Raw genomic sequence first — 26140 nt, forward strand, 5'->3', positions numbered from 1 at the left:
AAAGGGGCTCATACTGCTTTTGGCTGATAAAAACACAAACAAACAGGAACTGATTATTAAGACCGCCATGCAGCTGTTCGCGGTAAAAGGCTCTTCCTCCACCTCCATGCAGGAAATTGCTGAGCTGTGCGGGATTTCCAAGGGCAGCCTCTACCTGGTATTTAAGTCTAAAGAGGAGCTGGAACGCAGCATCTATATGTATTGCTTCCGGATGATTCATGATCCGCTGCAGCGGGAAGAGCAGCAGAGCCGCAGCAGCCCGAGGGAAAAGCTGCGCAACCAGGTGGAAATTCTGCTCACTCATGTATACGAGCTGCGCGAGTTTTTGCAGCGGCAATTTCAGGAGGTTGCCGGAAGAAGCGGTGACGAGGTGCCGGAATGGATCCGCAAGGTTAATGCGCCGCTGCTGTTATGGTTCCAGAGCAAGCTGAATACCCTCTACGGTCCGGCAGTCCTGCCTTATACAGGCGATTTATTCCTGTTCGCGGACGGCATGATCCACGCCTATATCCGGCTGATCTTCGGCCAGGAATCGCAGGTAGCGATCTCCCACATGGCTGATCACCTCGTCGATCTGCTCGACATCGTTGCAGCCGGCCTGTCTGGCGGCCGGCTTGAGCCGCTTATTACCGAATCCGTGCTGGAGAGCTGGATGAGCGGCCAGGAGGACAGCCGCCGCCGCAGCCCGCTTCAGCTGATTAAAGAGATGCGGGCCACACTCAGCAGCGCTGCCCCTTCCGGTACCCCTGGAGCAGACGATGGTCTGGAATCACTCGCTATTCTGGAAAGTGAATTTTTGATGCCGGAGCCGCGCAAAGCCATGATCCGGGGGATGATTGCCAATCTGCAGGCTTATCCTGCTGTCCACGGGGAGCTTGAAGCATTGCAAAAGCTAGTTTCGCCTTACATTCCCAATCCATGCGGATTTCTACAAGAGAGAGGAGCAGATACGTAACTTATGAAAAGTCTGATAGAATTTTCACTTAAAAACAAATTTGCGGTTTGGCTCCTGACTATCATCATTGTATTCGCCGGCCTCTACAGCGGCCTGACGATGAAGCAGGAGACGCTGCCTAATATCAGTATCCCTTACCTAAGCGTGACCACCATTTATCCCGGTGCAGCGCCTGAGGGTGTAGTAAATGACGTAAGCAAGCCGCTGGAGCAGAAGCTCCGCAATGTGGACGGCGTCAAGACCATTACGTCCTCGTCGCTTGAGAATGCTTCCAGCATTCAGATTGAGTTCGATTATGGGACGAATCTGGATAACGCCACTGCCGCCGTACGGGAAGCCCTTAATGAAGTAACGTTGCCTGAGAACGCCCGGAAGCCGCAGATTTCCCGCTTCAGCCTGAGCTCGCTGCCGGTCATCTCCCTCAGTCTGGCCGGCAACGACTCAGCCGATCTTGAAGAGCTGACCCGTATTGCCGAGAATGACATCCGGCCGGCACTGGAGGATATCGAGGGTGTCGCCTCCGTGTCGATTGCAGGCCAGTATGTAAAGGAAGTCTCCCTCAAGTTTGACCAGGAGAAGCTGAAGCAATACGGCTTGACCGAAGATACTGTTAAAGGTATTGTCCAGGCCTCATCCCTGCGTGTTCCGCTCGGCCTGTTTGAAATGGAGCAGTCACAAAAAGCGGTTGTCGTAGACGGCAATATCAGCACGGTGGAGGATCTTGAGAATCTTGCGGTACCGCTGGTGCCATCCGCGGCGGCCGCAGGCCCAGCCGGGGCAGGTACTGGTGCTGCCGGTACTGGCTTGGCTGGCGCTGGTGCGACTGGTGCCGGTGCTGCCGCCGGGCTTCCGACAGTGAAGCTCGGAGAGCTTGCTTCGATTGAGGTTACCGGCAAGTCCGAGTCGATCTCCCGCACGAACGGCAAGGAATCCATCGGCATCCAGATTGTGAAGGCCAATGACGCCAATACGGTTGAGGTTGTAAACAGTGTAAAGGATAAGACAGAGGAGCTTAAGCAGCAGTACGGTTCACTCGACCTGACGGTATTGCTCGATCAAGGCAAGCCGATTGAGGATTCTGTGCATACGATGCTGTCCAAGGCTGTGTTCGGTGCCCTTTTCGCAGTCCTTATCATTCTGCTGTTCCTGCGGAATATCCGGTCAACTATTATTTCCATCATCTCAATTCCGCTGTCGCTGCTCATTGCAGTCCTCTGTCTGCGCCAGATGGATATCACGCTTAACATGATGACGCTGGGCGCAATGACCGTCGCAATCGGCCGGGTGGTCGATGACTCCATCGTCGTTATCGAGAACATCTACCGGCGTATGTCGCTGTCCGGGGAGAAGCTGCGCGGCAGGGAGCTGATCAGTGCAGCTACGAGCGAAATGTTCGTGCCGATTATGTCCTCGACAATCGTTACGATCGCAGTGTTCCTGCCGCTTGCTTTTGTCAGCGGGATGGTCGGCGAGCTGTTCCTGCCGTTTGCCCTGACCATGGTCTTCTCATTAATCGCTTCACTGGTTGTAGCAATCACCCTGGTGCCTGCACTGGCGCACTCGTTGTTCCGGGGCGGCCTCAAGAAGGGGAAGAAAGTCCACGAAGAGAAACCGGGCAGAATGGCTGCCGGCTACCAGAGAATTCTGGACTGGTGTCTCTCTCATAAATTGATTACGTTTGGAGCTGCAGTACTGCTGCTTGCAGGCAGTCTGTTCCTGATTAAACCGATTGGCGTCAGCTTCATGCCTTCCCAGGAGGACAAGAGTGTAATCATGACCTTCTCGCCGAAAGCCGGACAGACGGCTGAGGATGTGCAGGAGCAGGGACTGAAGGCCGAGAAATATATTCTCGCCCAGGAGCATGTGACGAACCTGCAATATTCCATCGGGGGCGGCGGTTTTATGGGAATGGGCTCCAACAACTCCGGCCTTTTCTATATCACCTATGACAGCGATACCCCTGAATTTGAGACGGTTAAAGAAGCATTGATTGATAACCTGGCGGTTGAAGTGCCGGATGGCGTGTGGGGCGATATGTCCGGCATGGCCGGCGGCGGGCTCGGCGGCAGCACACTGACCGTCAATATATTCGGCGATACGCTGGAGCAATTGAAGCCGGTCGCCGACGAAATTGCCGGTATCGTAAATGCCGACTCCCAAAACTTCAAAGACGGTGATACCAGCCTTTCTGAATCGTATGAGCAGTACACCATCGTTGCCGATCAGGCTAAGCTCAGCTCGCTGGGGCTGACCGCCGGACAGCTTGCCATGAAGCTTAGTCCGGTCAATACCCGGCCGGTGCTGACTGAGGTGGCTGTGGATGGCAAGAACTACAATGTCTACATTGAAGCTGATACAGTAACATACAGCAGCATACAGGAGATGGAAGACGCCCTGCTCACCTCGCCGCTTGGTTTTACGGTGCCGGTTAGCCAGGTCGCAACCATCGAAAAGGGCACCTCGCCGGACTCTATTACCCGTATCGACGGTAAAATGAGCGTCGAGGTCACCGCTGACATTATCGCCAGCGACGTCAACAGCGCCTCCAACAGCCTGAAGGAAAAAGTCGATGCGCTGGATCTGCCGGATGGAGTCACCGTCTCGTTCGGCGGTGTAACCGAGCAGATCAATGAGACCTTTGGCCAGCTCGGAATCGCCATGGCAGCAGCCGTTGCCATTGTATACTTCGTGCTTGTGGTTACCTTCGGCGGCGGACTGGCACCGTTCGCGATCCTGTTCTCCCTGCCGTTCACCGTTATCGGCGCCCTTGTTGCCCTGCTGCTGGCCGGGGAGACACTGAACGTCTCCGCGCTGATGGGCGCGCTGATGCTGATCGGGATCGTCGTAACCAATGCGATTGTATTGATCGACCGGGTTATTCATAAGGAGAATGAGGGAATGACTACCCGTCAGGCACTGCTTGAGGCCGGCGGCACCCGTCTCCGTCCGATTCTAATGACTGCGCTCGCCACCATCGGTGCCCTGCTTCCGCTGGTCACCGGACTTGAGAACAGCGCCGGTATCATCTCTAAGGGACTAGGTGTGACCGTTATCGGCGGCCTGGTCAGCTCCACCCTGCTGACACTTGTTGTCGTGCCGGTAGTCTATGAATTCCTGATGAAATTCCGTAAGAAGCGGATTGAGGAGTAAGCATTCTGCACAAGGGCGGATAGGCACCACGCCGCTTTGTCAGATGAGCAGTCCTGTTGAACCAGAATGAGAAAACCCCTTCTGCTCTGCGATTCATGCTTACTTTCTATTGAATAGATGTATAATGTGCAGCTAAAAGTCACCGTAATCAGTATTTGCGCCATATAAGTGTATTCTGTGCAGCTATATCTGCCCGAATCAGCCTCCCCCCCCCATTATTGGGCGGTTTAGTTGTACGAACTACACTTATTCAGGTGGTACACTGGAAATTGGGCATGTTTAGTTGTATAAAGTGCAGAAGTTGACTATTTAGTTCAGAAATGAACTCTGCAGGGTTTGTTGAACGGGATTGTTAAAAAAACAAAGCAGACTCTCACTTCAACGTCAGCGTGTTCCCTTCATACAACAAAGCCCAAAAGGCGCCTTTCTTAAACAGAAAGGCGCCTTTTCAGCGTTAAGCATATTCAATTCAATATAGCTTGGATAGCGTTCCTGCCAGCCTAAGCCATCGTCGATGCGCTGCTCTCAAGCGAAGCCTTCCAGGCCCGCAGCATCTGCAGATCCTGCGGCAGGAATTCCTCTAGCATATGACAGAGGCCAAGGTATAACGGGCTGGTGGTTGCTTCCTTCAGCAGGCTGCAGAATTGCGGTATCCACTTCAGCAGATGCTCCTCCAGGAAACGTTCCTGAATATCCAGCAGCTCCATTGCGCTGCGCACAGAGAAGCTGTTGAACAGCATCCGTTCATGCATAACGGCCATGAATTCCAGTTCAATCGAGATATGGTCATCCGCTTCCCCGCTGCACTTCTTAAACACAATACCTGCCGAAGCGTACAGCTCGGAGAGCTCATTGCAGAATTCCTGCTCCCGGCCGAGCTGGATAGCTTCGCGTGCGGCAAACGGACTTACCGTACAGTCGTTCAACAGTCGCATATACTCGGTCTTTTCCTTCTCGCAGATCTCCGGAAGACAAGACGGGTCCTGCCCACAAAGATAGCGCTTCAGCTCCCGTCCGCCCTCCGTCATCTCTGCAGCAATGCTCATCATCTGCCGGTTCGCTCTCCACTGGGCGACAAGCGAGAGGGAAGGCTTTCTGCCGTAAAAATCAACCAAGATCTGATATATTAATCCGCGGCTATCCAGCCAGCGGCTAAACACCTCCGGTACAACAAGCGCTGGAACAGTGGGTATCGTCATTTTGCAAAACCTCCCTATTGGTTTTACCGGATGCATATTCTGAGGCAGCAGGCCAGCTGCTGTGCTTCCGGTATCATAGCTGTGTCTTTCGCAAAAGTTCAAATTTTAAGACTTCTGTTTAGGCACCTTTATTATATCGAACATGTTAAGCGCTTTCGGTGAGCATTCTATGACCATTGGGATAAATTGTCGCACTTCTGTCAAATTTAGGCTGTGCCTTTGTGCTAGGCTCACCTATTATTTAGGTTGTCCGTTTATTGACGGGAACAGCCGCAAACTTTAAAATTTAAATTAAAATGCACATAAAGAAGGGAAGAGCCTATGGAACCGCTGACGGACCCTTTTGGACGATTACATGACTATCTCCGCATTTCGGTTACAGACCGCTGCAACCTGCGCTGCATTTATTGTATGCCGGCGGAAGGAATGCAATTCCAGCCGCAGGACGAGATTATGAGCTATGAAGAAATTTCCGCTGTAGTAAAGGCGCTCGCGCCGCTCGGGCTGCGCAAGGTAAGGCTTACCGGCGGTGAACCGCTGGTCCGCAAGGATCTGGAGCAGCTTGTTGCCATGATCGCCGCCATCCCTGGCATTGATGATATATCGCTCACCACCAACGGCCTGATGCTCCCGGCCAAGGCCAGCCTGCTGAAGCAGGCCGGGCTGTCACGGGTGAACATCAGCCTGGATTCGCTGAAGCAGGACCGCTTCTCCATGATTACGCGCGGCGGCGATGTCGCTAAGGTGCTGAGGGGCATTGAAGCCGCCCATGCGGCCGGCCTCTCTCCGATCAAGCTAAATGTCGTGCTGATGAAGGGGATTAATGATGACGAGATCAAGGATTTCATCTCGCTCACCCTAAACAGTCCGCTTAACGTACGGTTCATTGAATATATGCCGATCGGCAGCGCAAGCGATTCCTGGCGGCAGACCTATCTGCCGCTGGAGACGGTCATTGAAGCCTGCACAGCGGCAGGCTGGACAACCGAGGAAGCTGATCTGCCCTCCGGCAACGGCCCCTCACAGAACCGGCGTGTTACCGGGGCGCAGGGAACCTTCGGGCTGATCCATCCGGTCAGCGAGCGTTTCTGCGACAACTGCAACCGGCTAAGGCTGACGGCTGACGGCCACATTAAAGCCTGCCTGTACTGGGCGGACGAATACAATGTGCGCCCGCTGGTGCAGGACCCGGCAGCCGTGCAGGCTTTATTCCGCCGGGCGCTTGGCAACAAGCCGCACAATCATGAAATGGCGCTGGCGCTGGAGAAAAAAGCACAGAGTCACACGCCGACAGCCCGGCGCATGTCACAGATTGGCGGCTAATCTTAACGGGGGTATTCCATAAGCCTGTAACGGCTAACTGGAATACCCCCGTTATTTTTTGCAAGTCTAAACGCTCCTCCACAGCTGAAGCGCCATATAAACAGCCATAGCCCAGATCAGCAATGCCGATCCCTTGTTCAGCAGCCGCACAGCTCTGCCGGAGGTATCAGCGCGTCCCAGTACTCTTCCGGCTGCTGCCAGACCCAGAAACCACAACCAGGATACGGCAGCCGTTGCAGCGGCAAATCCCCAGCGCTCCAGCCCCTCATAGGCCAGCGAGCCCGTACCAATAACACCGACCGTATCGAGCAGGGCATGCGGATTCAGAAGCGATACCGACAGGGCATAACCGATCTGCCCTCTGGCCGGGAGCTGCCTTGTCTCTGCGGAAGCCGGAGCAGACAGCCAGATCTGACGGCCCATGTAGAGCAGGAACAGTGCGCCTGCCCCGTAGATAACCGGCGTCAGCCAATCCAGTGTAAGCAGCAGCAGCGATACTCCGCCAACCGCAGCTGTGATCAGCAGCGTATCACACACAGCTGCCGTTACGACTACCGGAAGGGTATTGCGGAACCGGGGGTGCAGCGCCCCCTGATTGAATACAAATATATTTTGTACCCCTAACGGTAATATAAGCCCAAAAGCCAGAATAATTCCATGTACAATTGCCTCTGTCATAATAGGATGCCTCCCTGCCGCTCATATGCCTGGAAATAAGCTTATGCGCTCCGGCCTTAAGCTGCCGGCAACAGATCTAATCGTACACGCTTCTGCTCTGCAGGTAACCATCCAATCCAATGTTATCCCCCCGGCCAAATGAAGCAAAGCCGCCGGAACATGGTATACTCCGTATAACCGGGCCTAAACGAATGAACGGAATCCATACCGGACAGTAAAGGAGCCTGCCTCTTGCAACCCAGCCATCCCGCAGACAATCAAGCAGTCAAATCTTCTCCTGAGGCCCTTCAGGAGAAGGAGGACTGGAAGCCCGACCCTAACTCGCCGCTGCCGCTCCACATGCAAATAACATCCTATTTCAGCGCCAGAATCAGCAGCGGAGCCTGGCCTCCCGGCATGAGACTGGCCCCGCAGCGTAAGCTGTGCCGGCAGCTCGGTGTGAACCGCAGCACTTTGGCAGCAGCGCTGGGAACACTTGCCGGGCAGGGCCTGATTGAGGGCAGGCGGGGCGGCGGAACCCGTGTTGCCGCTGCTGACGGCAGCAGCAACGCCAGCTGGAATGATTATCTGGAGGAAGGCACGCACTATCCCAATCTGCCTGCCGTACAAGCTATCAACCGGCTGGAATACGAGCCTGGCCTGATCCGCCTGGGCACCGGTGAACCCGCACCCGAGCTGCTGCCCGGCGCCGCAATGACCCGTGTGCTGGCAGAGCTCGCCGCCCGGGCGCTGCCGCCGCTGTCCTATGAGGAGCCGCTCGGCAATGCTCAGCTCCGCACTGCGGTCAGCCGCCAGCTGCTGAAGTATGGTATTCAGGCAGAGCCAGACTCCATCCTGATTACCTCCGGTGCTCTTCAGGGCCTGCAGCTGATTGCTCTGGGCCTGCTGCCGCGCAGCTCGACTATTCTGCTGGAGAAGCCGTCCTACCTGTACTCCATTCATGCCTTTCAATCTGCAGGAATCAAATTCAGCGGCCTGCCGATGGACCAGGGCGGGATGATGGTCAGCCGGCTGGCAGCAGAGGCGTTGCGGACCAAAGCCGCCATGCTCTACACCATTCCCAGCTTCCACAATCCGACCGGTATTGTCATGAGCGAAGAACGCCGGCACGCGTTGACGGCAGTGTCCGGGGAGCTTGGACTGCCCATACTCGAGGACGGCGCTTATCAGGAGCTGTGGCTCGATACCCCGCCCCCGAAGCCGCTGAAGGCACTGGACCGTGAAGGCAGGGTACTGTATCTGGGCACCCTTTCCAAAGCGGCAGCTCCGGGTCTGCGCCTCGGCTGGATTGTCGGCCCGCAGCCGGTCATCCGCCGGCTTGCAGACATCAAGATGCAGACTGATTACGGTGCAAGCTCCCTGTCCCAGCTTGCCGCCGCCCGCTGGCTGGAGGGCGGCTACCATGAAGAGCATCTTACCCTGCTGCGCGGCAGGCTGCGCGAACGGCGTTCACTGATGCTGCAGCTGCTTGATGCTCACTTCAGCGGGCTCGCCTCCTGGAGCGTTCCGGCCGGCGGCTTCTATATCTGGCTGTCGCTGCACCGCCCGCTGCCGCTGCGCCGTTTATTCGAAGCAGCACAGCAAGCCGGACTGCTGCTGAACACCGGCGATCTGTACGACCGCGGCGACAGCCGGCATCTCCGGCTCTCTTACTCCTTTGCTTCGCCTGAGCAGCTGTACAGCGGACTGCCAGAGCTTGCCGAAATAATAAAACAACTATCAAATGACAAATAATATTATTTGTCATTTGATAGTTGTCGTAGTAAACTGATCTACAGAAAGGAGCTTCACCTGTGAACAAAACCGGATCTTTTTTGAGTAAAGCTGAAATACTGGATGCTGCCGAGCAGACCCTGCGCAGATTCGGTCCGGATAAGACCTCGGTCACCGATGTAGCCAAGCTGCTGGGAGTGAGCCACGGCACCCTATACCGGCATTTTCCGAGCAAGACGGCCTTGCGTGAGGCCGTAACTGAGAGATGGCTGGAGGAGCAGATCATTCTTCCATTGGCTGAAATATCGGAGGCTGAAGCTACGGATTCGCTTGAACAGCTGCGGGAGTATATAACAAGACTCTCTGAGCTTAAAGCGCATCATGCCAAGCAGGACGGGGAGCTGTTTAAAATGTATGCTGCGGTCACCGAAGAAGCTTCTGCTCTAATTGAGGCACATATCACCCGGATTATCAGCCAGCTTAGCATTATTATACGCAGAGGGCAGGAAGCTGATCAGCTGTCACAGGCTGAAAGTGCCCCAACACTTGCCCGGGCGCTGTTTTATGCGACTGCCCGGTATCATCATCCGGCACATGCCTACGAATGGCAGAGCAGCCTGATCGGGCAGGACTTCAAGCAGCTCTGGGAGCTGCTTGCCAGAGGACTAACCACAGCTGCCGGTCCGCATATCTAAGGAGGAATTGATTATGATTCAGGATCTTCAAGGAAAAGTCGCTATTATTACAGGCGCTTCACGGGGCATTGGAAGGAATGTTGCGGAGAGGCTTGCTGCCCAAGGGGCTGCGGTCATTATCAATTATTCCAGCAGCCCTGAGCTGGCCGAAGAGGCTGTTCAGCGCATTCAGCAGCAGGGCGGCCGGGCAGCAGCTGTCCAGGCCGACATCAGCAAGCCTGACCAGATTGCCCGGTTGTACCTGGAAGCCAAGGACATCTTCGGCAAAATAGATATTGTGGTTAACAATGCCGGTATTATGATCAACTCTCTAATCGGGGATGCCACAGAGGCACAATTTGATAAGCAGTTTGCAATCAATGTTAAGGGTACTTATTTCTCCTGCCAGCAGGCTTTCCTTCATCTGGAGCAGGGCGGCCGGATTATTAATTTTTCCACCTCGGTCAATGGCCAGATGTTCCCGGCTTACAGCATCTACGCCGGTACCAAAGGCGCAGTCGAGCAGTTTACCCGCCAGCTAGCCAAGGAGTTCGGCGTAAAGGGGATTACGATCAATGCCGTGGCTCCCGGTCCGGTTGCAACCGAACTATTCCTGGAAGGCAAGTCCGAAGCTCAGCTCGAAGGGCTGAAGAAGGCCAATGCCTTCGGCCGTCTAGGAGAGCCTGAGGATATCGCCGGCGCTGTCAGCTTCTTCGCCGGAGAACAATCCGCCTGGATTACCGGACAAACTCTGCGTGTGAACGGCGGCTTTATCTAGGCCGCTGCGGCAGCCGGACCACAAAAGCCGTTCCCTCACCGGGGCGGCTTGTTACCGTTACACTGCCAGCGTGCAGCTCAACTATTTTTTTCACCAGCGGCAGACCCAGGCCGCTTCCTCCTCCATTGGCGCTGCGTGCTTTATCCACCTTGTAGAAGCGTTCAAAAATCCGCGGAAGCTCCTCCTCCGCAATTCCGATCCCGCTGTCACGCAGCTCCACTTCAATCCCCTGCTCCACCGGCCGCAGCCGGACATAGATCCGGCCGCCCGGCGGAGTAAACTTGATGCTGTTATGCAGCAGATTGGTCCATACCTGGCTCATCAGATCTTGGACAGCAACGACCATGCTCTCTCCAAGGTCTGCCTCCACTTCGATATCCTTCTCCAGCCACTGCGGCTCGGCAACCAGGATCATCTCGCGCAGCTGCCTGTCCAGCCGGTAAGGCTGTGCTTCAAACGGAAAGCTTCCCGCCTCCAGCGCTGATAGCTTCAGCAGATTGTCACTGAGCCCCGACAGCCGGCTGCTCTCCGCCTCGATAATATCCAGATAATGCAGTCTCGACTCTGTGCTTAAGCCTTCGCTGCGCAGGGCGCGGGCAAAGCCGCGGATCGAGGTCAGCGGCGACTGGATCTCATGCGACACATTAGAGATAAAATCCTGGCGCATCGTTTCCATCCGGCTGAGCTCACTGGCCATTTCATTGATCCCCTCTACAATACTGCCGAACTGCCCGTAGCGCCGGCTATTTTCAATCTCCACCTTGAAATTCCCCTGGGCAATTTGCCGCATTGCGCTAATAATCGGAATGTAAAAGGTTCGTTCATCGCCTCTCAGCCGGCCGACCAGCGCTGAGATCCCGGCCAGCAGAAACAGAATGAAGAACTGCAGCACCATCGTCAGCAGCTGGGATGTATATGGCGTAAGGGACCAGCCAAAGCGCTTTTCGAGCAGCTTTAACCCAAAGTACCCGCCATTCCAGGATAGATAGAAGCCTGTAATTACCACAATAATTCCCGCAGCCGCTTTTAAAACGTCGCCGGCTCTGCCCCTGTCCATCTAGTGATCCACCTCCAGGCGGTAACCCAGCCCGCGGATTGTGCGGATGTTGAACGCATACTGTTCCCGGGGAAACCGCTCACGCAGCCGCCCTACGTGCACATCCAGTGTCCGCTCGTTCCCCTCATAGTCGTACCCCCAGATCTCCTCGATCAGCCGGTCACGCGTCAATGTCTGTCCGGGATAGCTCGCCAGCTTGAACAGCAGCTCAAATTCCTTGAGCGGCAGGGTCAGCCCGCCGAACTCCGAGGAGACCTCATATGTTTTGCGGTTCATCCGCAGACGGCCGACCGTGACGCTTTGCGCAGCGGAAATCTGGTAGCGTTTCAGCAGTGCTTTTACCCTGGCAATCAGCACCGGCGGCTCAAACGGCTTCACCAGATAATCATCTGTACCGAGCTCGAATCCTTTAACAATCTGCGCAGTTTCTCCCTTGGCCGTCAGCATCAGAATCGGGATATCGTAGCTCCTGCGCAGCTCGCGGCACAGCTCCCAGCCGTCCATCCGGGGCATCATCACATCAATAATCGCCAGATCCGCACCGTTATCCTCCATCAACCGCAGCGCCTCCACCCCATCTGAAGCACTGTACACCTCATCCAGCCCCTCATCCTTCAAAAAGACCTCCACCAATTCGCGGATGTGCGGATCGTCGTCCGCCACCAGAATTTTGGCCATATTCAAAAGGCACCTCCTCTCCCTCTGCCCGGCCGCTCCCCGGCTCCGGTACATTCATTTGCAGCTGCTGCTCGGCAAACTGCCGGTACAGCTCATGATTCTGCAGCAGCTCTTCATGTGAGCCTTTTCCGGTAACCCGGCCTTTTTCCATAAAAACAATCTGATCCGCGTTCACAACCGTCGCCAGCCGGTGCGCAATAACAATCGTCGTCCGCCCCTTCATCAGGTTAGACAGCGCCTTCTGGACGACTGCTTCCGACTGGCTGTCAAGACTTGCGGTCGCTTCATCCAGCATCAGAATCTGCGGATTACGCAGCAGCGCCCGGGCAATGGCAATGCGCTGGCGCTGTCCGCCGGACAGCTTCACACCGCGTTCACCGACATCGGTCTGATACCCGTCCGGCAGCTCTTGAATGAACTTGTCCGCATAGGCCATCTCCGCCGCACGCCGCATTTCCGCTTCAGTGACCTCCCGGTCCAGCCCGTAGCCGAGATTGTCGGCAATGGTCCCCGCAAGCAGCGGACTCTCCTGTGATACGTAGCCGATCAGCCTCCGCCAGGAGCGCAGTGAGAAGGTGGATACCGGCTTAGCACCCAGCTTAATTTCACCCTCATCAGGCTGATAGAAGCGTTCCAGTAACGAGAAAAGAGTCGTTTTGCCGCCGCCGCTCGGACCGACAATTGCGGTTACCTGGCCCGGCTGCATCGTAAAGCTGACGTTGTTCAGCACCGGCCCGCCTGTGTTATATCCAAAGCTCAGATTTTGGAGTGCAATAGGCGCAGCCACCTGAATGGCTTCTTCCGCCCCTTCATATAGCTCCTCTTCTGCAGCCAGTGTTTCAATGATCCGTTCCGAAGCGCCCTTGGCTTTCTGGATCTGGGTGAAGAATTGCGTAAGCTGGGTCAGCGGCATAACAATCTGAATCAGATAGAGGATAAAAGCGACCAGTTCACCCGCAGTCAACGCGCCCGATGATACCTGCATCCCCCCGTAGCCGATAATCACCACCAGCAGCATCATGAATACGAAGGAGACGAGCGGACTGATCATTGCGCTGATTTTACCTTCACGTATGCCAAAAGAGAGCAGATTCATAATGCCGGTCCGTCCGGCCTTATATTCCTTTTCCTCCGCCCCGGAGGCCTTCACCAGCCTGATTTCAGACAGCACCCCGCTTAGCGTAGCGGTAAAAGAAGCGGTTTCGTCCTGTGTTCCCTTGGATATTTTGTACATCTGCCGGCCCAGCGGTACAAGAATAAGCGCAGACAACGGGAGTACTATGAACAGTACCAGTGTCATTTTCCAGTTCAGATACAATAAAACCGAAATCGAGCCGACAATTGAAATGACGCCGGTGAACAGGCTCGCCAGATGCTCTGATATAAGCGTCTTGAGAATCCCGGTATCATTGGTCATCCGGCTGACGCTTTCGCCGGTGCGGTTATCGTTGAAATAAGACACGGGCAGCACCAGGAATTTACGCCACAGCCGGTCACGCAGCGCCGCTACCGTCTTTTGCCCCACGTAATTCAGCAGGTAAATCGAGATGCCGCCGGCAATCGTCTGGGCGATGAACGCGCCGGCAATCCCGGCAATCTGCAGCCTGCTGATGGAGGCGAGGGAGAAGCCGTCAACCAGATTTTTGGTGAACATGGGAATGACAAGCCCTACCAGGGTGGAAACCATGCTCAGCAGAACGGCAACTGTAAGAAGCCCGTAGGAAGGTTTCGTCTGATGCAGCAGCTTCAGGAACGGCTTCATTGCCGCACCCTGCCGCTCCTTCCGGGACTGTTTATTCTTAGTCATGGGAATACCTCTTTTCTTGGCGGATTAATATTCTGGAGCTTAAACCTGGAGCTTAAGCCTTGTGTTTATGTTCTCCGCCTCAGTTCTTATCATATTGCTGCAATTTAAACTGAAATTAAACGGGGCCCGGGAAAAGCTGTCTACAGTACCATTGCTCTTGCCGCGGCGTAGTCTTCCGGTGTGTTCATGTTGAATACAGGGGATGGCGCAGCGGGTGTAGCCAGTGTAAAGCCAGACTCCGGTATGTACAGCACGTCCAGCTTGTTCAGGCAGTCCATGAACCTATAGTTTCCTTCGTGAAGCGCCGCCTCCAGTACCGGAAGAACACGTCTATGGTACAGTCCAAGCAGCGGCTGTACCCGGCCCCCGCCGGATACCGCTACTGCGGCATCTGCACCGTTGCCTTGCTGAGAGCTGCCCGTACGTGTCTGAGCCTCCGCATGAGTGCTCAGGATATAACGCAAAAACGCTGCCGAGGCAAACGGCAGATCACACGCTGTCACCAGATTCCACTCATGCTGCGTGTGTCTAAGCGCTGCATGAAGTCCGGCCAGCGGCCCGCAGCCCGGGTAGACATCCGTCACCTGCAGCAGCCCGAGGCTGCCGTACTCCCGGCGCTGCCGGGGACCGCAGGCAATGACCGTGCTTTCCGCAAGCTGTGACAGCTCGTCCGCCAGCCGGGTGATTACCGGTCTGCCGCCAAGCTCCAGCAGCGCTTTATCTGTGCCCATCCGGCGCGAAGCTCCGCCGGTGAGTATAATTCCTGTATAATGTGCCATATTATCCTCCTGCTGCAGCTGTGCCCTGCTGTCTCTTGATGTCTGCAGCTATCCAATTTATGATAATCGTATCAGACTTTAGAGCGCGGCAACAGCGGACCGGCAGCTCATAATAATCAGTATGGAAGAAACGGAAGCGCAGAGTGCGGCTTCCCGGCCGGCCGATTGTACTCTTTTTACGCTTATGTTCGATAAAACATCGTTTGTATCCCTTTTCAACTAATGTTACAGTGATATACGGGGCCTCAAACTATAGGGCTTTCATGGAAAGGCATGGCATCTGGCGGGAAAGGAGTGCCCAATGTTGCGGGACAATTACAATAAGCAGCCATCTTTTGCCTCTCTGAAATGGTTTAATTTCTTCGTCTACGGTACGGTTGTTCTGTTCACCAGCTTCTTTCCGCTCTATCTGCAGGATGTCGGCATGAACAAGCTGGAGATTGGAAGCCTGATGTCTGTGGGCGCGCTCGTTTCTATAGTAGCTAATCCGTTCTGGGGCATCTGGACCGATAAGGTTCAGAATATCCGGAGGATTGTTCTCGTTATGCTGACCGGGACACTGGTCCTGTCACAGCTTGTCTTCCAGGCCTATACATATGAATTAATTTATATCTCCATCCTATTTTTCTATTTCTTTCAGGGGCCGCTGTTTGCCCAGAGTAATACAATGATCCTCAGCTATATTGAGGATACCGGCCACCGGTTCAGCTCCTTCCGGATGTGGGGCTCGCTCGGCTGGGCGCTGACGGCCATTCTGGCAGGTCCGGTAATTGAGTGGGCCGGCGTCTCGGTGTTGTCCTATCTGTTCGCTCTCCTGCTCGGTCTGGCGATGCTCACCCTGGTTGCCTTGCCGAGGCTGAGTCATTCTATCGGGATTGCGCCGCTGCCGTTCAAGGGCTTCCGGCAGATTTTTTATAACCCGTTTTTTCTTTGCTTCATCTTCTTCGGCATCCTGGTGTCCATCCCGAATACGATGAACAACACCTTCGTGTCGCTGTATATATCCGAGCTTGGCGGCAGCAAAACAATGATCGGCCTCGCCGTCTTCCTCTCCTCCATTCTGGAGATGGGTGTGCTGGTGCTGTGCGACCGCTTCCTGAAACGCAAAATCTCCGTGCTGCTGGCATTACTGGCTGCCGTAAGCGCGCTTTTCCTCATCCGCTGGGGCCTGATGGCCGAAGCCACTACGCCGGTGCAGGTGGCGCTCATTCAGATCCTGCACTGCATCACGTTCGGCGGCTTTTTCTATGTCGGCACACAGCTGACGATGCTGCTCGTTCCTGCTCCGTTCCGTTCCTCGGGACAAGCGCTGTATACGCTGGCCTGGAGCGGTATCGCCGGCATTCTGGGCGGCGTGCTCGGCGGCTGGCTGTATCAGAATCTGGGCGCACAGAGCATGTACCAATCCGGCGCCTTCCTAGCGTTCATCGGAACCTGCGGCTTCGGACTGATGGCACTGTTCGTCTTCCGCGGCGGCTACCGCCCTAACAGGGAAGAGGAGCTGGAGCATTTTGAGAATTAAAGATGTAAGGGGCATTAGGCGCGAATAGTGAGCAGTCCGGGATACTCCAAGACACTTTAAGATACTTTAAGATACTTTAAGATACTTTAAGACACTTTAAGACACTTTAAGAGCTGTGCGAACTCTTCCCGGACACGGGCTTTGAGACGCCGGGCCTGAATCAGCGTGTGTGCTACGGTGGAGTGTCTGATGCGGACCCGGATAACTTTGGGCGCTGAACAGCAGGACAGGGCTGTTAATCAGTTACATTGAACTCCCGCTGGTCCTGCGTGCCAGCATTGTCATTGACGCCGCTAAGCGGTGGATTTTATAATCAGAATACATCGGACGAAGAACGTCCCGTACTCCAAGCTTATTGGGGTGCGGGACGTTTTTTATATTTTTGTATGCAGGGGGAGATTTATAAATGGGATTTGCTGAAGAGCACGAGAAGTGGTTGAACCGCCATAAGCGGAGGAGAACGGGTGAACGTCTGGATCGTCTGGAGCGGGGGCACCGGCATGGGGAGAAATTATTTGCAGAACGGGTATGGTGGCCGTTATTCGGGGATTTCACACATCTTCATCCAGAGTATGAGGTTTCCGACTGGCGCGGCCGTCCTTACTTTGTTGACTATGTCTGGAAGCCGGGACAGGTCAAGTACGCAATTGAAATCAAGGGCTATGGCCCCCATGTACAGAACACCGACCGGACCAGATACCGCCAGGAGCTGAACAGGGAGACTTACCTCCAGATAGCCGGATACCGGGTAGTTACAGTGCCGTTCGATGATCTGGAGTCTGCGCCGGAGCTGACGATTTCTTTGCTAAAGGCTTTATTGCTTCCAAGTCTGCTGACAAATACAGGTGGCGGGGAGGCTCAGTATACACGGATGGAGCGGGAGATCCTGCAGCTGGCAGCACGTTCGGACGGAGTCATCCGGCCTGTTGATTTGGTAAATGGTCTTACGGCTGATCCAAAAACGATCAAAAGGCATATTACTCAATTGTGCGAAAAAGGCAGGCTGAAGCCCGTCCTGAGCTCAAGTGGCAGCCGAATTCGTAAATATGAGTATATTCATAATATGTTGGACAATGATTTATGGTAGTAGTTAGCGGGTTAGGTTGATGGAGCTCATTAGTGGTAGTTTTCCCTCTATTCCTGCGCACAGCGTGGCAAAGCGAGCTCGTTAGTGGGATTTTTCCCTCTATTCCTGCGCTCAGCAGGGTAGATGGAGCTCGTTAATGGGATTTTTCCCTCTATTCCTGCGCTTAGCAGGGTAGATGGAGCTCGTTAGTGGGAATTTCCCCTCTATTCCTGCGATCAGCAGGGTAGATGGAGCTCGTTAGTGGGAATTTCCCCTCTATTCCTGCGATCAGCAGGGTAGATGGAGCTCGTTAATGGGATTTTTCCCTCTATTTCTGCGCTCAGCAGGGTAGATGGAGCTCGTTAATGGGATTTTTCCCTCTATTCCTGCGCTCAGCAGGGTAGAAGGAGCTCGTTAATGGGATTTTTCCCTCTATTCCTGCGCTCAGCAAGGTAGATGGAGCTCGTTAATGGGATTTTTCCCTTTCATTCGTGCCGGCAGCAAGGCCGCCGGCACGCGAGGCTGCTGTCACCAACCGCCAGCAGGAAACAAACAGACTGCGAAAAGGCTGTCCCCGTCATCACAAGACGACAGGGACAGCCTTTTATTATGCAGCCTTATTTGCCAGGCTGGAATGAGCTTTTCAGCGAAACGACCAGGTTGAACACGAGATGTTCAGGGGTCGAATATTTGCTGTCCACGTTAAAGTAACCGTGGCGGAAGAACTGGAACTTGTCCTGCGGCACGCTGTCCTTCAGGCCCGGCTCCACGAAGCCCTGCAGGATCTGCAGCGAGTTCGGGTTCAGCTGATCCAGGAAGGTTGGCTCCGGCTTGCCAGCAGACACCTCAAGGCCTTCAACCTCAGCCTCGGCATCAACCTCTTCAGCCGAGATCAGCGGCTCATATAGGCGGAACTCCGCCGGAACAGCCTGACCGGCATCGACCCAGTGCAGGGTGCCTTTGACTTTACGGCCGGTAAAGCCGCTGCCGCTTCTTGTCTCCGGATCATAGGTGCAATGCAGCTCCACCACTTCGCCGTTCTCATCCTTAATGAAGTCGTTACATTTGATGAAGTAGGCATTCTTCAGGCGCACCTCATTGCCGGGGAAGAGACGGAAGTATTTGTTCGGCGGTACTTCCATGAAGTCATCGCGCTCAATGTAGATTTCACGGGAGAACGGAATCTGGCGGTTGCCCATTTCCGGATTCTCCACATTGTTCTCAATCTCAAAATACTCCGTCTGACCTTCCGGATAGTTCGTAATAACCACCTTCAGCGGCCGCAGCACTGACATGGTCCGCGGTACGGTCAGCTTCAGGTCCTCACGGATAAAATGCTCCAGCATCTGCAGGTCCACGAGCCCCTGGCTTTTGGAAATACCCGTCTCATGTACAAAATTGCGGATCGCTTCCGGCGTATAGCCGCGGCGGCGCAGTCCGGAGATAGTCGGCATGCGCGGATCATCCCAGCCGTCGACATGGCCTTCATCCACCAGCAGCTTAAGCTTACGCTTACTGGTTACCGTCTGGGCCAGGTTAAGCCGGCCGAATTCATACTGATGCGGCGCAGCCGGCATCTCGCATTCGGCGATAACCCAGTCGTAGAACGGGCGCTGATCCTCGAACTCCAGGGAACAGAGGGAGTGGGTCACGGATTCAATTGCATCCTCCAGCGGATGGGCAAAGGTATACATCGGGTAAATACACCAGGCATCGCCTGTATTATGGTGGTGGGTATGCGAAATCCGGTAGATAACCGGGTCGCGCAGATTAATATTTGGTGAGGACATGTCGATTTTGGCGCGCAGCACCTTTTCGCCGTCCTTGAATTCACCTGCACGCATACGGCGGAACAGGTCGAGACTCTCTTCGCTGCTGCGCTCACGGTACGGGCTGTTCTTGCCGGGCTCTGTCAGCGTGCCGCGCAGCTCGCGGATCTGATCGGCAGACAGGTCGTCCACATAGGCCTTGCCTTTTTGGATCAGCAGCTCTGCCCGCTCGTACATTTGGCCGAAATAGTCGGAAGCAAAACGCAGCTCCTCCCACTCATAACCAAGCCACTTTACATCCTCCTTAATGGAGTTCACATATTCGGTGTCCTCTTTTAGCGGATTGGTGTCGTCAAAGCGCAGGTTCGTTTTGCCGCCGAATTCATCAGCCAGTGTAAAGTTAATCCAGATCGCCTTGGCATGTCCGATATGTAAATAACCGTTCGGCTCCGGCGGAAAGCGGGTGACCACTTCCTGCACTTTACCTGAGCTCAAATCTTCGGTAATAATATTTTTGATGAAATTGGAGGGGGTTCCACGGTTCTCCACAGCTATCAACCTCTCGTTCTGTAATGTTACTGCGTCCTTGTATGAACATGTTTCCTATTAATATACCCGTTAACCGGAGAATGATCAATGAAATGGCTAACGGAGCCAATCCCTGCGGGGTACTTTGACTTCCCTCCGGACGATAGAGTAGCATGGGAAGCATAATGCTTTTATATTTTTCTGCCAAGTTGAAACGGCTACACCGTCCTTAACAGGAGGGTATCTGTTTCTTGGAGGAGGATAAGGATAAAGCATACTATGATATATACTTTCTTATCTTTATGAAAAGGGGGACTTATCTCATGAAGCCAATTAAGCTGCCCAAAGAGCAGCGCGATCTGATCACCGAGAACATCCGCAGCTATTTCGAAGCGGAACGCGGCGAGACGATCGGCCATCTCGCAGCGGACAATCTGCTGGAATTCTTCCTGAAGGAGCTCGGGCCGGCCATCTATAACGGGGCGCTCAGCGACTGCCGGACCCTGGCTGTGCAGCGGATGCAGTCACTGGAAGAGGATATTTACGCCCTCGAATGGAAAAAACGTTAAGCAGCATACCGGCCCTGTGCCGTAAGAGGAGGCACCCGCATGTTTAACTATGTCATTGATGATGAGCTTGTGCTGAAGCTGCTGATGCCTGAGCATGCACGTCCGCTGTTCGCCCTGGTCGAGCGCTCACGGCTGCGGCTTCGTCAGTGGCTGCCCTGGGTGGACGGTGTCAGCGAGGAAGCGCATATCGCCGCCTTCATCAAAAATGCCGCCAAGCAGGGCAGCGACAACGGCGGCTTCACAGCAGGACTGTGGGTCCGGGGAGAGCTGGCCGGCGTCATCGGTTATCACGCGATCGACTGGCCGAGCCGTTCAGCCGGCATCGGCTACTGGCTGGGCGAAGGCTACGAGGGCAACGGCTACATGACCAGCGCCTGCCGGGTGTTTGTCGATTACGCCTTGCTGGAAATGGAGCTCAACCGGATCGAGATCCGCTGTGCAACCGGCAACAAAGCTAGCCGGGCCATTCCGGAACGGCTCGGCTTCGTGTTCGAGGGTGTGCTCCGCCAGTCAGAAAAGCTGCCGCACGGCTATGTGAACCACGCCGTCTACGGCCTGCTGCGCAGTGAGTGGAAGCTGCTGGGCTGAAGCTGACGCGGGAGCGGGCAGCACTAGGCGCTCTCCGCCGCATACACACACAAACAGCCTGGGGGCTTAGCCACCCAGGCTTGTTTGCTGCTGCCGGCAGCAGCTTCTTGCAAGCGCAGTCTCTCCCGCACAGTGACTGTCCCGCATCAGGCTTGTTTTGCGGCAGCTTCGCAGGGCGCTGCCGTTCCGCATTCCTCCTGCGGCAGCTTCAGCCAGACGCGGCCTCTCTGCTCAGCGCCTTGCCTGTATCCCTTCTGCGAAGCTTTGCTGCCCATTCCGGCTATGTAAGGGACCCGGCCAGGCCTACTCCCGCTCCAGCCATTTCCGGAAATCATCGCGGATCTCATCGGTAAGCGCGCTTATCTCAGCCAGCTCCTTGAGATCGGTCTTATCCTTCCGCCCAACCTCCATTGCCTTGAGCACCCGTCTTACTGTGTAGTCACCCTTACCGGACTCGACCTTAACAACAGTATCGCCGGTACCAACCGCGCCTTCACGCAGTACGCGGAAATAAAAGCCGCTGTAGCCTGTGGACAGCACCTTGGCCGGCATGTCATTCGCGCCATGCTTCTGCGAAAGCTTGAAGCACGGGAAGCGGGGCTGGCTGACCTGCAGCAGGGCTGTACCAATCTCGTATACGTCGCCGATGCAGACCTCTGTCTCAAGCAGTCCGCTTACCGTAATATTCTCCCCAAAGGCGGAGTACGCCAGCTGTTTGCCGAGGTGCTCCTCCCAAAAGGTATAATGCTCAATCGGGTAGACACAGACTGCCCTGTTTACTCCCCCGTGATTCACAAGATCCGCCTGCCCATCACCGTCGAAGCCTTCAGCGTGAAGCCGTACCGGCCCTTCCGCGGGCAGCTTGTAAATCCCTGTCTCCAGCGGCTTACCGCGGTAATCTACCGTAACCGGCTTGCCTACATTAAGCGAAATGACTTCCATTCTGATTCCCTCCAGTCAGCATACAGCTCATAAAGACTTCATCAACATAATGCCCGTTCAGGTAAAATTCTTCCTTCAGCCGGCCCTCCTCCTGAAATCCGCATTTGCGGTAAAAGGCGAGCGCCGGCTCATTGCTTGACAGCACGCGCAGCCGCAGCTTGCGGATACCGTTCGCCGCGGCATGCTCCCTGATCGCTCCGATCAGCCGTCTGCCGATTCCTTGGCGCTGAAACTGCGGGTACACGGCGATGTTCACCTCGCATACATGCCGGTTGCTCTCCATGCCGCTCGGGCAGCCAAAGCCTACGTAGCCGCACAGCTCTCCGTTTTGCAGTGCGACAAGCTGTGAGCCCGGCGGCGCATGCAGCAGGTAGTCCTCCCGGGAACGCCACATTAACGGTCCCGGTGTCGTATCTTCCGTCCAGATCATATTATCAAGCAGAATAAGCTCACGGACATCCCTGATTTCCGAGGGCCGGATCGTGAGCGAGCCTTCATTGATTTGTTGCATAGCTCCTCCACCCCTTGCCTTACCTTTTTCTCTACATTTCCCGCTGTGCCGGTTGCCGGCTTCATCCATTATACCGCATTTTGCACCGGATTACGGGCTGAGCGGTTAGCGTAAGCGTGGATAATAAAGAAGCCCACGGCCAGCACCGCCATTGCGCAGGCAAGCCAGCCTGTTGGGGCAAGCCCGCCCCGGTCAAACAGGCCGCCCATCAGGGCTGGGCCGATTACTCTGCCGGCCGCTCCGATTCCCCCGCTGAGTCCCATATAGAACGGGGCGTTACGTCCGGCGGTATCCGCAATAAAGGCCGGAGTTGCCGGTGAGATCAGCATCTCACCCAGCGTAGCCAGCGTCATTGCCAGCACCATACCGGTATAGCTCGGCATCAGCAGGATAACCGCGTAGCCGCTTAAATAGAATACGGCGCTAGCTGTCATCTGTGAGGTGGAGGTGCCGGCAAACCAGCGTTTGATCAGACTGACCAGCGGCTGGGCGGCAAAGATCAGAATACCGTTAAGCGTCCAGAGGAAGCTGTAGAGACTTTTGGACCAGCCTTCCGAAATAATAAACGGGGAAACACCCGTATTCCAGACTGAGTTGCCGATTAGCAGAAACATGGTTCCCAGCGACATGTACAGGTAGAGCCGGGTATTGCCGGCCAGCCGCCAGCCTGACTGTTCCCGGGTCCGTGTTCTGTTCGGCATATGCTCTTGCACCGGCGCACTGGTGATTGTCCGCAGATAAATCAAGAAAAATACAGCAAAAATGGCTGAAGTTAACCCGTTCATTACAAAGCTCAGCATATAGGAGATATCCGCCAAAAATCCGCTGAGTATCGTGCCGAGCGCAACTCCGATATTATTCGCGACATAAATAATGTTGAACAGCTCACCGCGCCGCTCCGAGAACCGGAAGCCGACAAAAGCCTGAATGGCAGGCTGTGCCATCGAATTGAACAAACCGACCAGCCCCATAACGACCATGAACAAATACCAGTTGGAGCTGGATACAGGCAGTGCGAACAAGGCAAGTGCATTCATGGCCAGAGCACCGACAATCAGCCGTTTAACCCCCAGCTTATGATACAGCGAGCCGCCCAGCAGCTGTCCGGCAATTCCTCCGAGCGACTGGATCGCGATAACGATTCCCGCCTCCTGCATGCTGCGTCCAAGCTCCTCGAATACATACATCGTTACCAGCGGCCACATGAGTGCACTGCCGGTCGCATTAACGAGGCTTGCGATCAGAAATACTTTTATTTCTCTAGGATAGTCCTGCAAAAACTTCATGGCTTGTCTTTCATCCCCTGTTACTTATATGTGATCAATTCATCCAGTATCTTACCAAAACAGGGTGATGGGCAAGCTCGTGCATCAACGCTTTATCGCGTCATCCAAACACAGAAATATTCATTCATCAGTAGGGTGTAGAACTAAGGTCTAGACAGAATCCGGTACAGCCAAAGCTCTTCCCCGCTTTTTCACTTCCACCGTAGCCGAGAAAAAGGTTGCCCCGCCGTCCATATCGCTCAGCCGGTCCGGTGTAAGCACATTGACACGCTGCTTCTTTCCCTTGCCGCCCCACCACAGCCCCTGGCTGATTACGGTACCCGGCAGCATTTTATCCGTCACCATAGCCGTAATCTCCACAACACCTCTGCCATTGTACACAGTGATCTCATCACCATCCGCAATTTCACGGGCTGCTGCATCTACAGGATGAATCTGCAGGACAGGCGCTTTCTCCATCTTCTGATGCTTCTCCACATTGCCAAAGGTTGAATTGAGGAAATTATGGTTCGGCGGCGAAATGAACATCAGCGGATAATCGGCCCCCTGCTCCGGACGCCGTACTCCGTCGTAGCCTTCCTTCAGCGGTGTATAGACAGGCAGCGGCGGCAGGCCGGCTTCCTCCATGGCTGCAGAGTAAAGCTCGATCCGGCCGGAAGGGGTCGGCAGCGACTCCAGAAAATGCGCCTTCGGCGACATATCCAGCTTGACGAACCGCTCGGCCTTCAGCCGCTCTGGCGTTACCCCGTTCAAATACGGATTGTCCGGATAATTAAGCGCCTCAGCAATCATCTCCTCCTCAGACTGGCCGAAGATCTCAGATTCAAAGCCCATAGCTTGTCCCAGCAGCGAGAAAAGCTCCACATTGCTCTTGCACTCACCCTGCCGCTCCAGCACCGGCTCCTGCAGCTGTATATAATGATGCCAATACGAGCTGTACAAGTCAGTATTTTCAAAGGTTGAAGTTGCCGGCAGCACAATATCGGCATACATCGCCGTATCGGTCATGAACAGATCATGCACGACCGTGAACAGGTCCTCCCGGGCAAAACCCGCCTTTACCTTGTCGGCATTCGGCGCCACAACCAGCGGATTAGTGCCGTAGACGAACAAGCTCTTAACCGGCTGCTCCTGCTGCGCCAGCACCTCTCCGATCCGGTTCATGTTAATGCTGCGTGCCTGCGGGTTACTCCGCAGCTCCGGCCGGGCCAGAGCCTGCGAATTAACAGAGCTGTAGTCGCCGTTGGACTTAATCGCTCCGCCTCCCGGCTTCAGCCAGGCACCGACCAGCGCCGGCAGGCAGGCAATACTGCGGACATTCATCCCGCCGTTGTCATGATGCTGCAGCCCGTTGCCAATGTGGATATACGGCACTTTAGCTTCACCGTACAGCCTCGCCAGCTGCTCGATGTCCGCTGCAGGCACACCGGTTATCTCTGATACCAGCTCCGGCGGATAGCCCAGTGCCTGCTGGCGCAGCTCCTCATGTCCTACAGTAAACTTTTGCAGAAAAGCTTCATCCGTCAGCCCGTCGCGGAACAGAATGTGCATCAGGCCAAGCGCCAGTGCAGCATCCGTCCCTGGATACAGCGGCAGGAACCAGTCGCCCCACTGGGCGGTCCGGTTGCGGTGCACATCAATGACAACAATCTTCGCGCCGCGTTTGCGCGCCTGCTCCGCAAACACAACCTGATGCATGTTGGTGCTCACAATGTTGCCGCCCCAGACGATAATCAGATCGGCGTTCACCGTATCCTCCGGACTGGCCCCTCCGTCCATACCCATTGTATAGACCCAGCCGGCCGTTCCGGCTGCGCTGCAGATTTTAGCGTTCAGCCGGCTTGCGCCAAGCCGGTTAAAGAACCGGCGGTCCATCCCGCCCACGCTGAGCACACCCATATTCCCATAAAAGTAATACGGCAGGATGCTCTCCGGCCCGTATTCGGCAGACAGCTGCTTATAACGTCCGGCAATCTCAGTGATTGCCTCTTCCCAGCTGATCTGTTCAAAGGCACCGCTGCCCTTGGGGCCTGTGCGGCGCAGCGGGTGCATCAGCCGCTCCGGATGATGCACCCGGCCGGCCATGTTCCGCACCTTGTTGCAGATCGCCCCTTTGGTAACGGGATGTGCAGGGTTACCCTCAACCTTTACGATCCGTCCGTCCTGCTTGTGCAGCAGCAGGCCGCAGGTATCAGGGCAGTCCAGCGGACATACCGCCGGAAATATACCGTCTTTGCTATGCTTCAAGGCTGATGTCCTCCTTTACATTTCAGGTGAATTCACATTCTATTTTGATCAGACTGCTCATCTGTCCATTGTATATTGGCTGCACCCCAGCGTAAAGAAAATCACCCGAACCAGCCTGATTCGATCTTAGTATGTCCGGGTAATAGAGCATATGAAACACTCCCTATTTATTCGCCGTGATATCCGGTTTCGTTCCCCCGAGCCGGATCAGCACGGCGAATTTTGTGTTATCTTCTGCTCCAATTTTAAGGTTCAGATACAAAAAGACACTGCCGGCGGTTCCGCTCTCCTGTCTGCGTACTAAGCAGGAGGTGACGGACA

Annotated in this window: 21 protein-coding genes; 10 read left to right on the forward strand and 11 right to left on the reverse strand. The window is 55.0% G+C overall.

All coding sequences use genetic code 11. The features are described 5' to 3' along the window. Positions 1-19: 19 nt before the first annotated feature. Together R70331_RS28450 and R70331_RS28455 are read left to right on the forward strand one after the other, a co-directional pair. Positions 20-955 (forward strand): TetR/AcrR family transcriptional regulator, encoded by a 936-nt coding sequence (locus tag R70331_RS28450; RefSeq protein WP_052419252.1) that lies wholly within the window; start codon positions 20-22, stop codon positions 953-955. 3 nt (positions 956-958) lie between these two features. Continuing rightward, positions 959-4105 (forward strand): efflux RND transporter permease subunit, encoded by a 3147-nt coding sequence (locus R70331_RS28455; protein ID WP_042181365.1) that lies wholly within the window; start codon positions 959-961, stop codon positions 4103-4105. Positions 4106-4605: 500 nt separating this feature from the next. Here the strand turns inward: R70331_RS28455 and R70331_RS28460 are convergent, their stop codons facing one another. Then, entirely contained in the window at positions 4606-5304 is a 699-nt protein-coding gene (locus R70331_RS28460) for a TorD/DmsD family molecular chaperone (protein ID WP_042181367.1), read from the reverse strand. 321 nt (positions 5305-5625) lie between these two features. Between R70331_RS28460 and moaA the strand changes: the two genes are divergently transcribed. Next, positions 5626-6627: a GTP 3',8-cyclase MoaA gene (gene moaA, locus R70331_RS28465; protein WP_042181369.1), complete on the forward strand. Its 1002-nt coding sequence runs from the start codon at positions 5626-5628 to the stop codon at positions 6625-6627. A 66-nt stretch (positions 6628-6693) separates the two neighbouring features. On the opposite strand, the gene R70331_RS28470 is transcribed toward moaA, so the two are convergent. Beyond that, on the reverse strand, positions 6694-7305 hold the full coding sequence (locus R70331_RS28470; RefSeq protein WP_042181371.1) for a LysE/ArgO family amino acid transporter: 612 nt from the start codon (positions 7303-7305) through the stop codon (positions 6694-6696). A gap of 231 nt (positions 7306-7536) precedes the next feature. Between R70331_RS28470 and R70331_RS28475 the strand changes: the two genes are divergently transcribed. The 3 genes from R70331_RS28475 to R70331_RS28485 are packed head-to-tail and all read left to right on the forward strand — an operon-like array spanning position 7537 to position 10470. Then, positions 7537-9039 (forward strand): aminotransferase-like domain-containing protein, encoded by a 1503-nt coding sequence (locus tag R70331_RS28475; RefSeq protein WP_331281492.1) that lies wholly within the window; start codon positions 7537-7539, stop codon positions 9037-9039. 59 nt (positions 9040-9098) lie between these two features. Beyond that, the gene (locus R70331_RS28480; protein WP_042181373.1) at positions 9099-9713 is read left to right on the forward strand and encodes a TetR/AcrR family transcriptional regulator; all 615 of its coding nucleotides are present in this window, start codon (positions 9099-9101) and stop codon (positions 9711-9713) included. 16 nt (positions 9714-9729) lie between these two features. Then, complete coding sequence (locus R70331_RS28485; RefSeq protein ID WP_042183402.1) at positions 9730-10470, forward strand: SDR family oxidoreductase; 741 nt, start codon at positions 9730-9732, stop codon at positions 10468-10470. On the opposite strand, the gene R70331_RS28490 is transcribed toward R70331_RS28485, so the two are convergent. The 4 genes from R70331_RS28490 to mobA form a co-directional block, all read right to left on the reverse strand. After that, a complete protein-coding gene (locus R70331_RS28490; RefSeq protein WP_042181375.1) occupies positions 10463-11527 on the reverse strand; it encodes a sensor histidine kinase in 1065 nt (354 codons plus the stop codon). The genes R70331_RS28485 and R70331_RS28490 overlap by 8 nt on opposite strands. Further along, the gene (locus R70331_RS28495) at positions 11528-12205 is read right to left on the reverse strand and encodes a response regulator transcription factor (protein WP_042181377.1); all 678 of its coding nucleotides are present in this window, start codon (positions 12203-12205) and stop codon (positions 11528-11530) included. It lies immediately after the preceding gene. Next, positions 12135-14012: an ABC transporter ATP-binding protein gene (locus tag R70331_RS28500; protein WP_042181379.1), complete on the reverse strand. Its 1878-nt coding sequence runs from the start codon at positions 14010-14012 to the stop codon at positions 12135-12137. Before R70331_RS28500 ends, R70331_RS28495 begins: the two co-directional genes overlap by 71 nt. 140 nt (positions 14013-14152) lie before the next feature. Then, complete coding sequence (mobA, locus tag R70331_RS28505) at positions 14153-14791, reverse strand: molybdenum cofactor guanylyltransferase (RefSeq protein WP_042181381.1); 639 nt, start codon at positions 14789-14791, stop codon at positions 14153-14155. A gap of 301 nt (positions 14792-15092) precedes the next feature. Between mobA and R70331_RS28510 the strand changes: the two genes are divergently transcribed. Further along, positions 15093-16313, forward strand: coding sequence for an MFS transporter (locus R70331_RS28510; protein WP_042181383.1), 1221 nt, complete (start codon positions 15093-15095; stop codon positions 16311-16313). A 406-nt stretch (positions 16314-16719) separates the two neighbouring features. Then, the gene (locus tag R70331_RS28515) at positions 16720-17400 is read left to right on the forward strand and encodes a hypothetical protein (RefSeq protein WP_042181385.1); all 681 of its coding nucleotides are present in this window, start codon (positions 16720-16722) and stop codon (positions 17398-17400) included. Between the two features lie 596 nt (positions 17401-17996). Here R70331_RS28515 and R70331_RS28520 read toward each other — a convergent pair. Beyond that, positions 17997-19697, reverse strand: coding sequence for a glutamine--tRNA ligase/YqeY domain fusion protein (locus R70331_RS28520; protein ID WP_042181387.1), 1701 nt, complete (start codon positions 19695-19697; stop codon positions 17997-17999). A gap of 302 nt (positions 19698-19999) precedes the next feature. Here R70331_RS28520 and R70331_RS28525 point away from each other — a divergent pair, with 302 nt between their 5' ends. Together R70331_RS28525 and R70331_RS28530 are read left to right on the forward strand one after the other, a co-directional pair. Then, complete coding sequence (locus R70331_RS28525; RefSeq protein WP_039877681.1) at positions 20000-20245, forward strand: DUF2164 domain-containing protein; 246 nt, start codon at positions 20000-20002, stop codon at positions 20243-20245. A gap of 39 nt (positions 20246-20284) precedes the next feature. Beyond that, positions 20285-20833 carry a GNAT family N-acetyltransferase gene (locus tag R70331_RS28530; RefSeq protein ID WP_042181389.1) on the forward strand — a complete coding sequence of 183 codons (549 nt, stop codon included), beginning with the start codon at positions 20285-20287 and terminating at the stop codon, positions 20831-20833. Between the two features lie 303 nt (positions 20834-21136). On the opposite strand, the gene R70331_RS28535 is transcribed toward R70331_RS28530, so the two are convergent. The 4 genes from R70331_RS28535 to R70331_RS28550 form a co-directional block, all read right to left on the reverse strand. Beyond that, positions 21137-21775: an MOSC domain-containing protein gene (locus tag R70331_RS28535; protein WP_081947787.1), complete on the reverse strand. Its 639-nt coding sequence runs from the start codon at positions 21773-21775 to the stop codon at positions 21137-21139. Then, positions 21756-22286: a GNAT family N-acetyltransferase gene (locus tag R70331_RS28540; protein WP_042181394.1), complete on the reverse strand. Its 531-nt coding sequence runs from the start codon at positions 22284-22286 to the stop codon at positions 21756-21758. Before R70331_RS28540 ends, R70331_RS28535 begins: the two co-directional genes overlap by 20 nt. 68 nt (positions 22287-22354) lie before the next feature. Further along, positions 22355-23572, reverse strand: coding sequence for an MFS transporter (locus R70331_RS28545; protein WP_042181396.1), 1218 nt, complete (start codon positions 23570-23572; stop codon positions 22355-22357). A 150-nt stretch (positions 23573-23722) separates the two neighbouring features. Then, complete coding sequence (locus R70331_RS28550) at positions 23723-25819, reverse strand: molybdopterin-containing oxidoreductase family protein (RefSeq protein ID WP_042181398.1); 2097 nt, start codon at positions 25817-25819, stop codon at positions 23723-23725. Between the last annotated feature and the right edge of the window lie 321 nt (positions 25820-26140).

Origin of the sequence: Paenibacillus sp. FSL R7-0331 (assembly GCF_000758645.1) — a bacterium.
GTDB lineage: Bacteria > Bacillota > Bacilli > Paenibacillales > Paenibacillaceae > Paenibacillus_AQ > Paenibacillus_AQ camerounensis.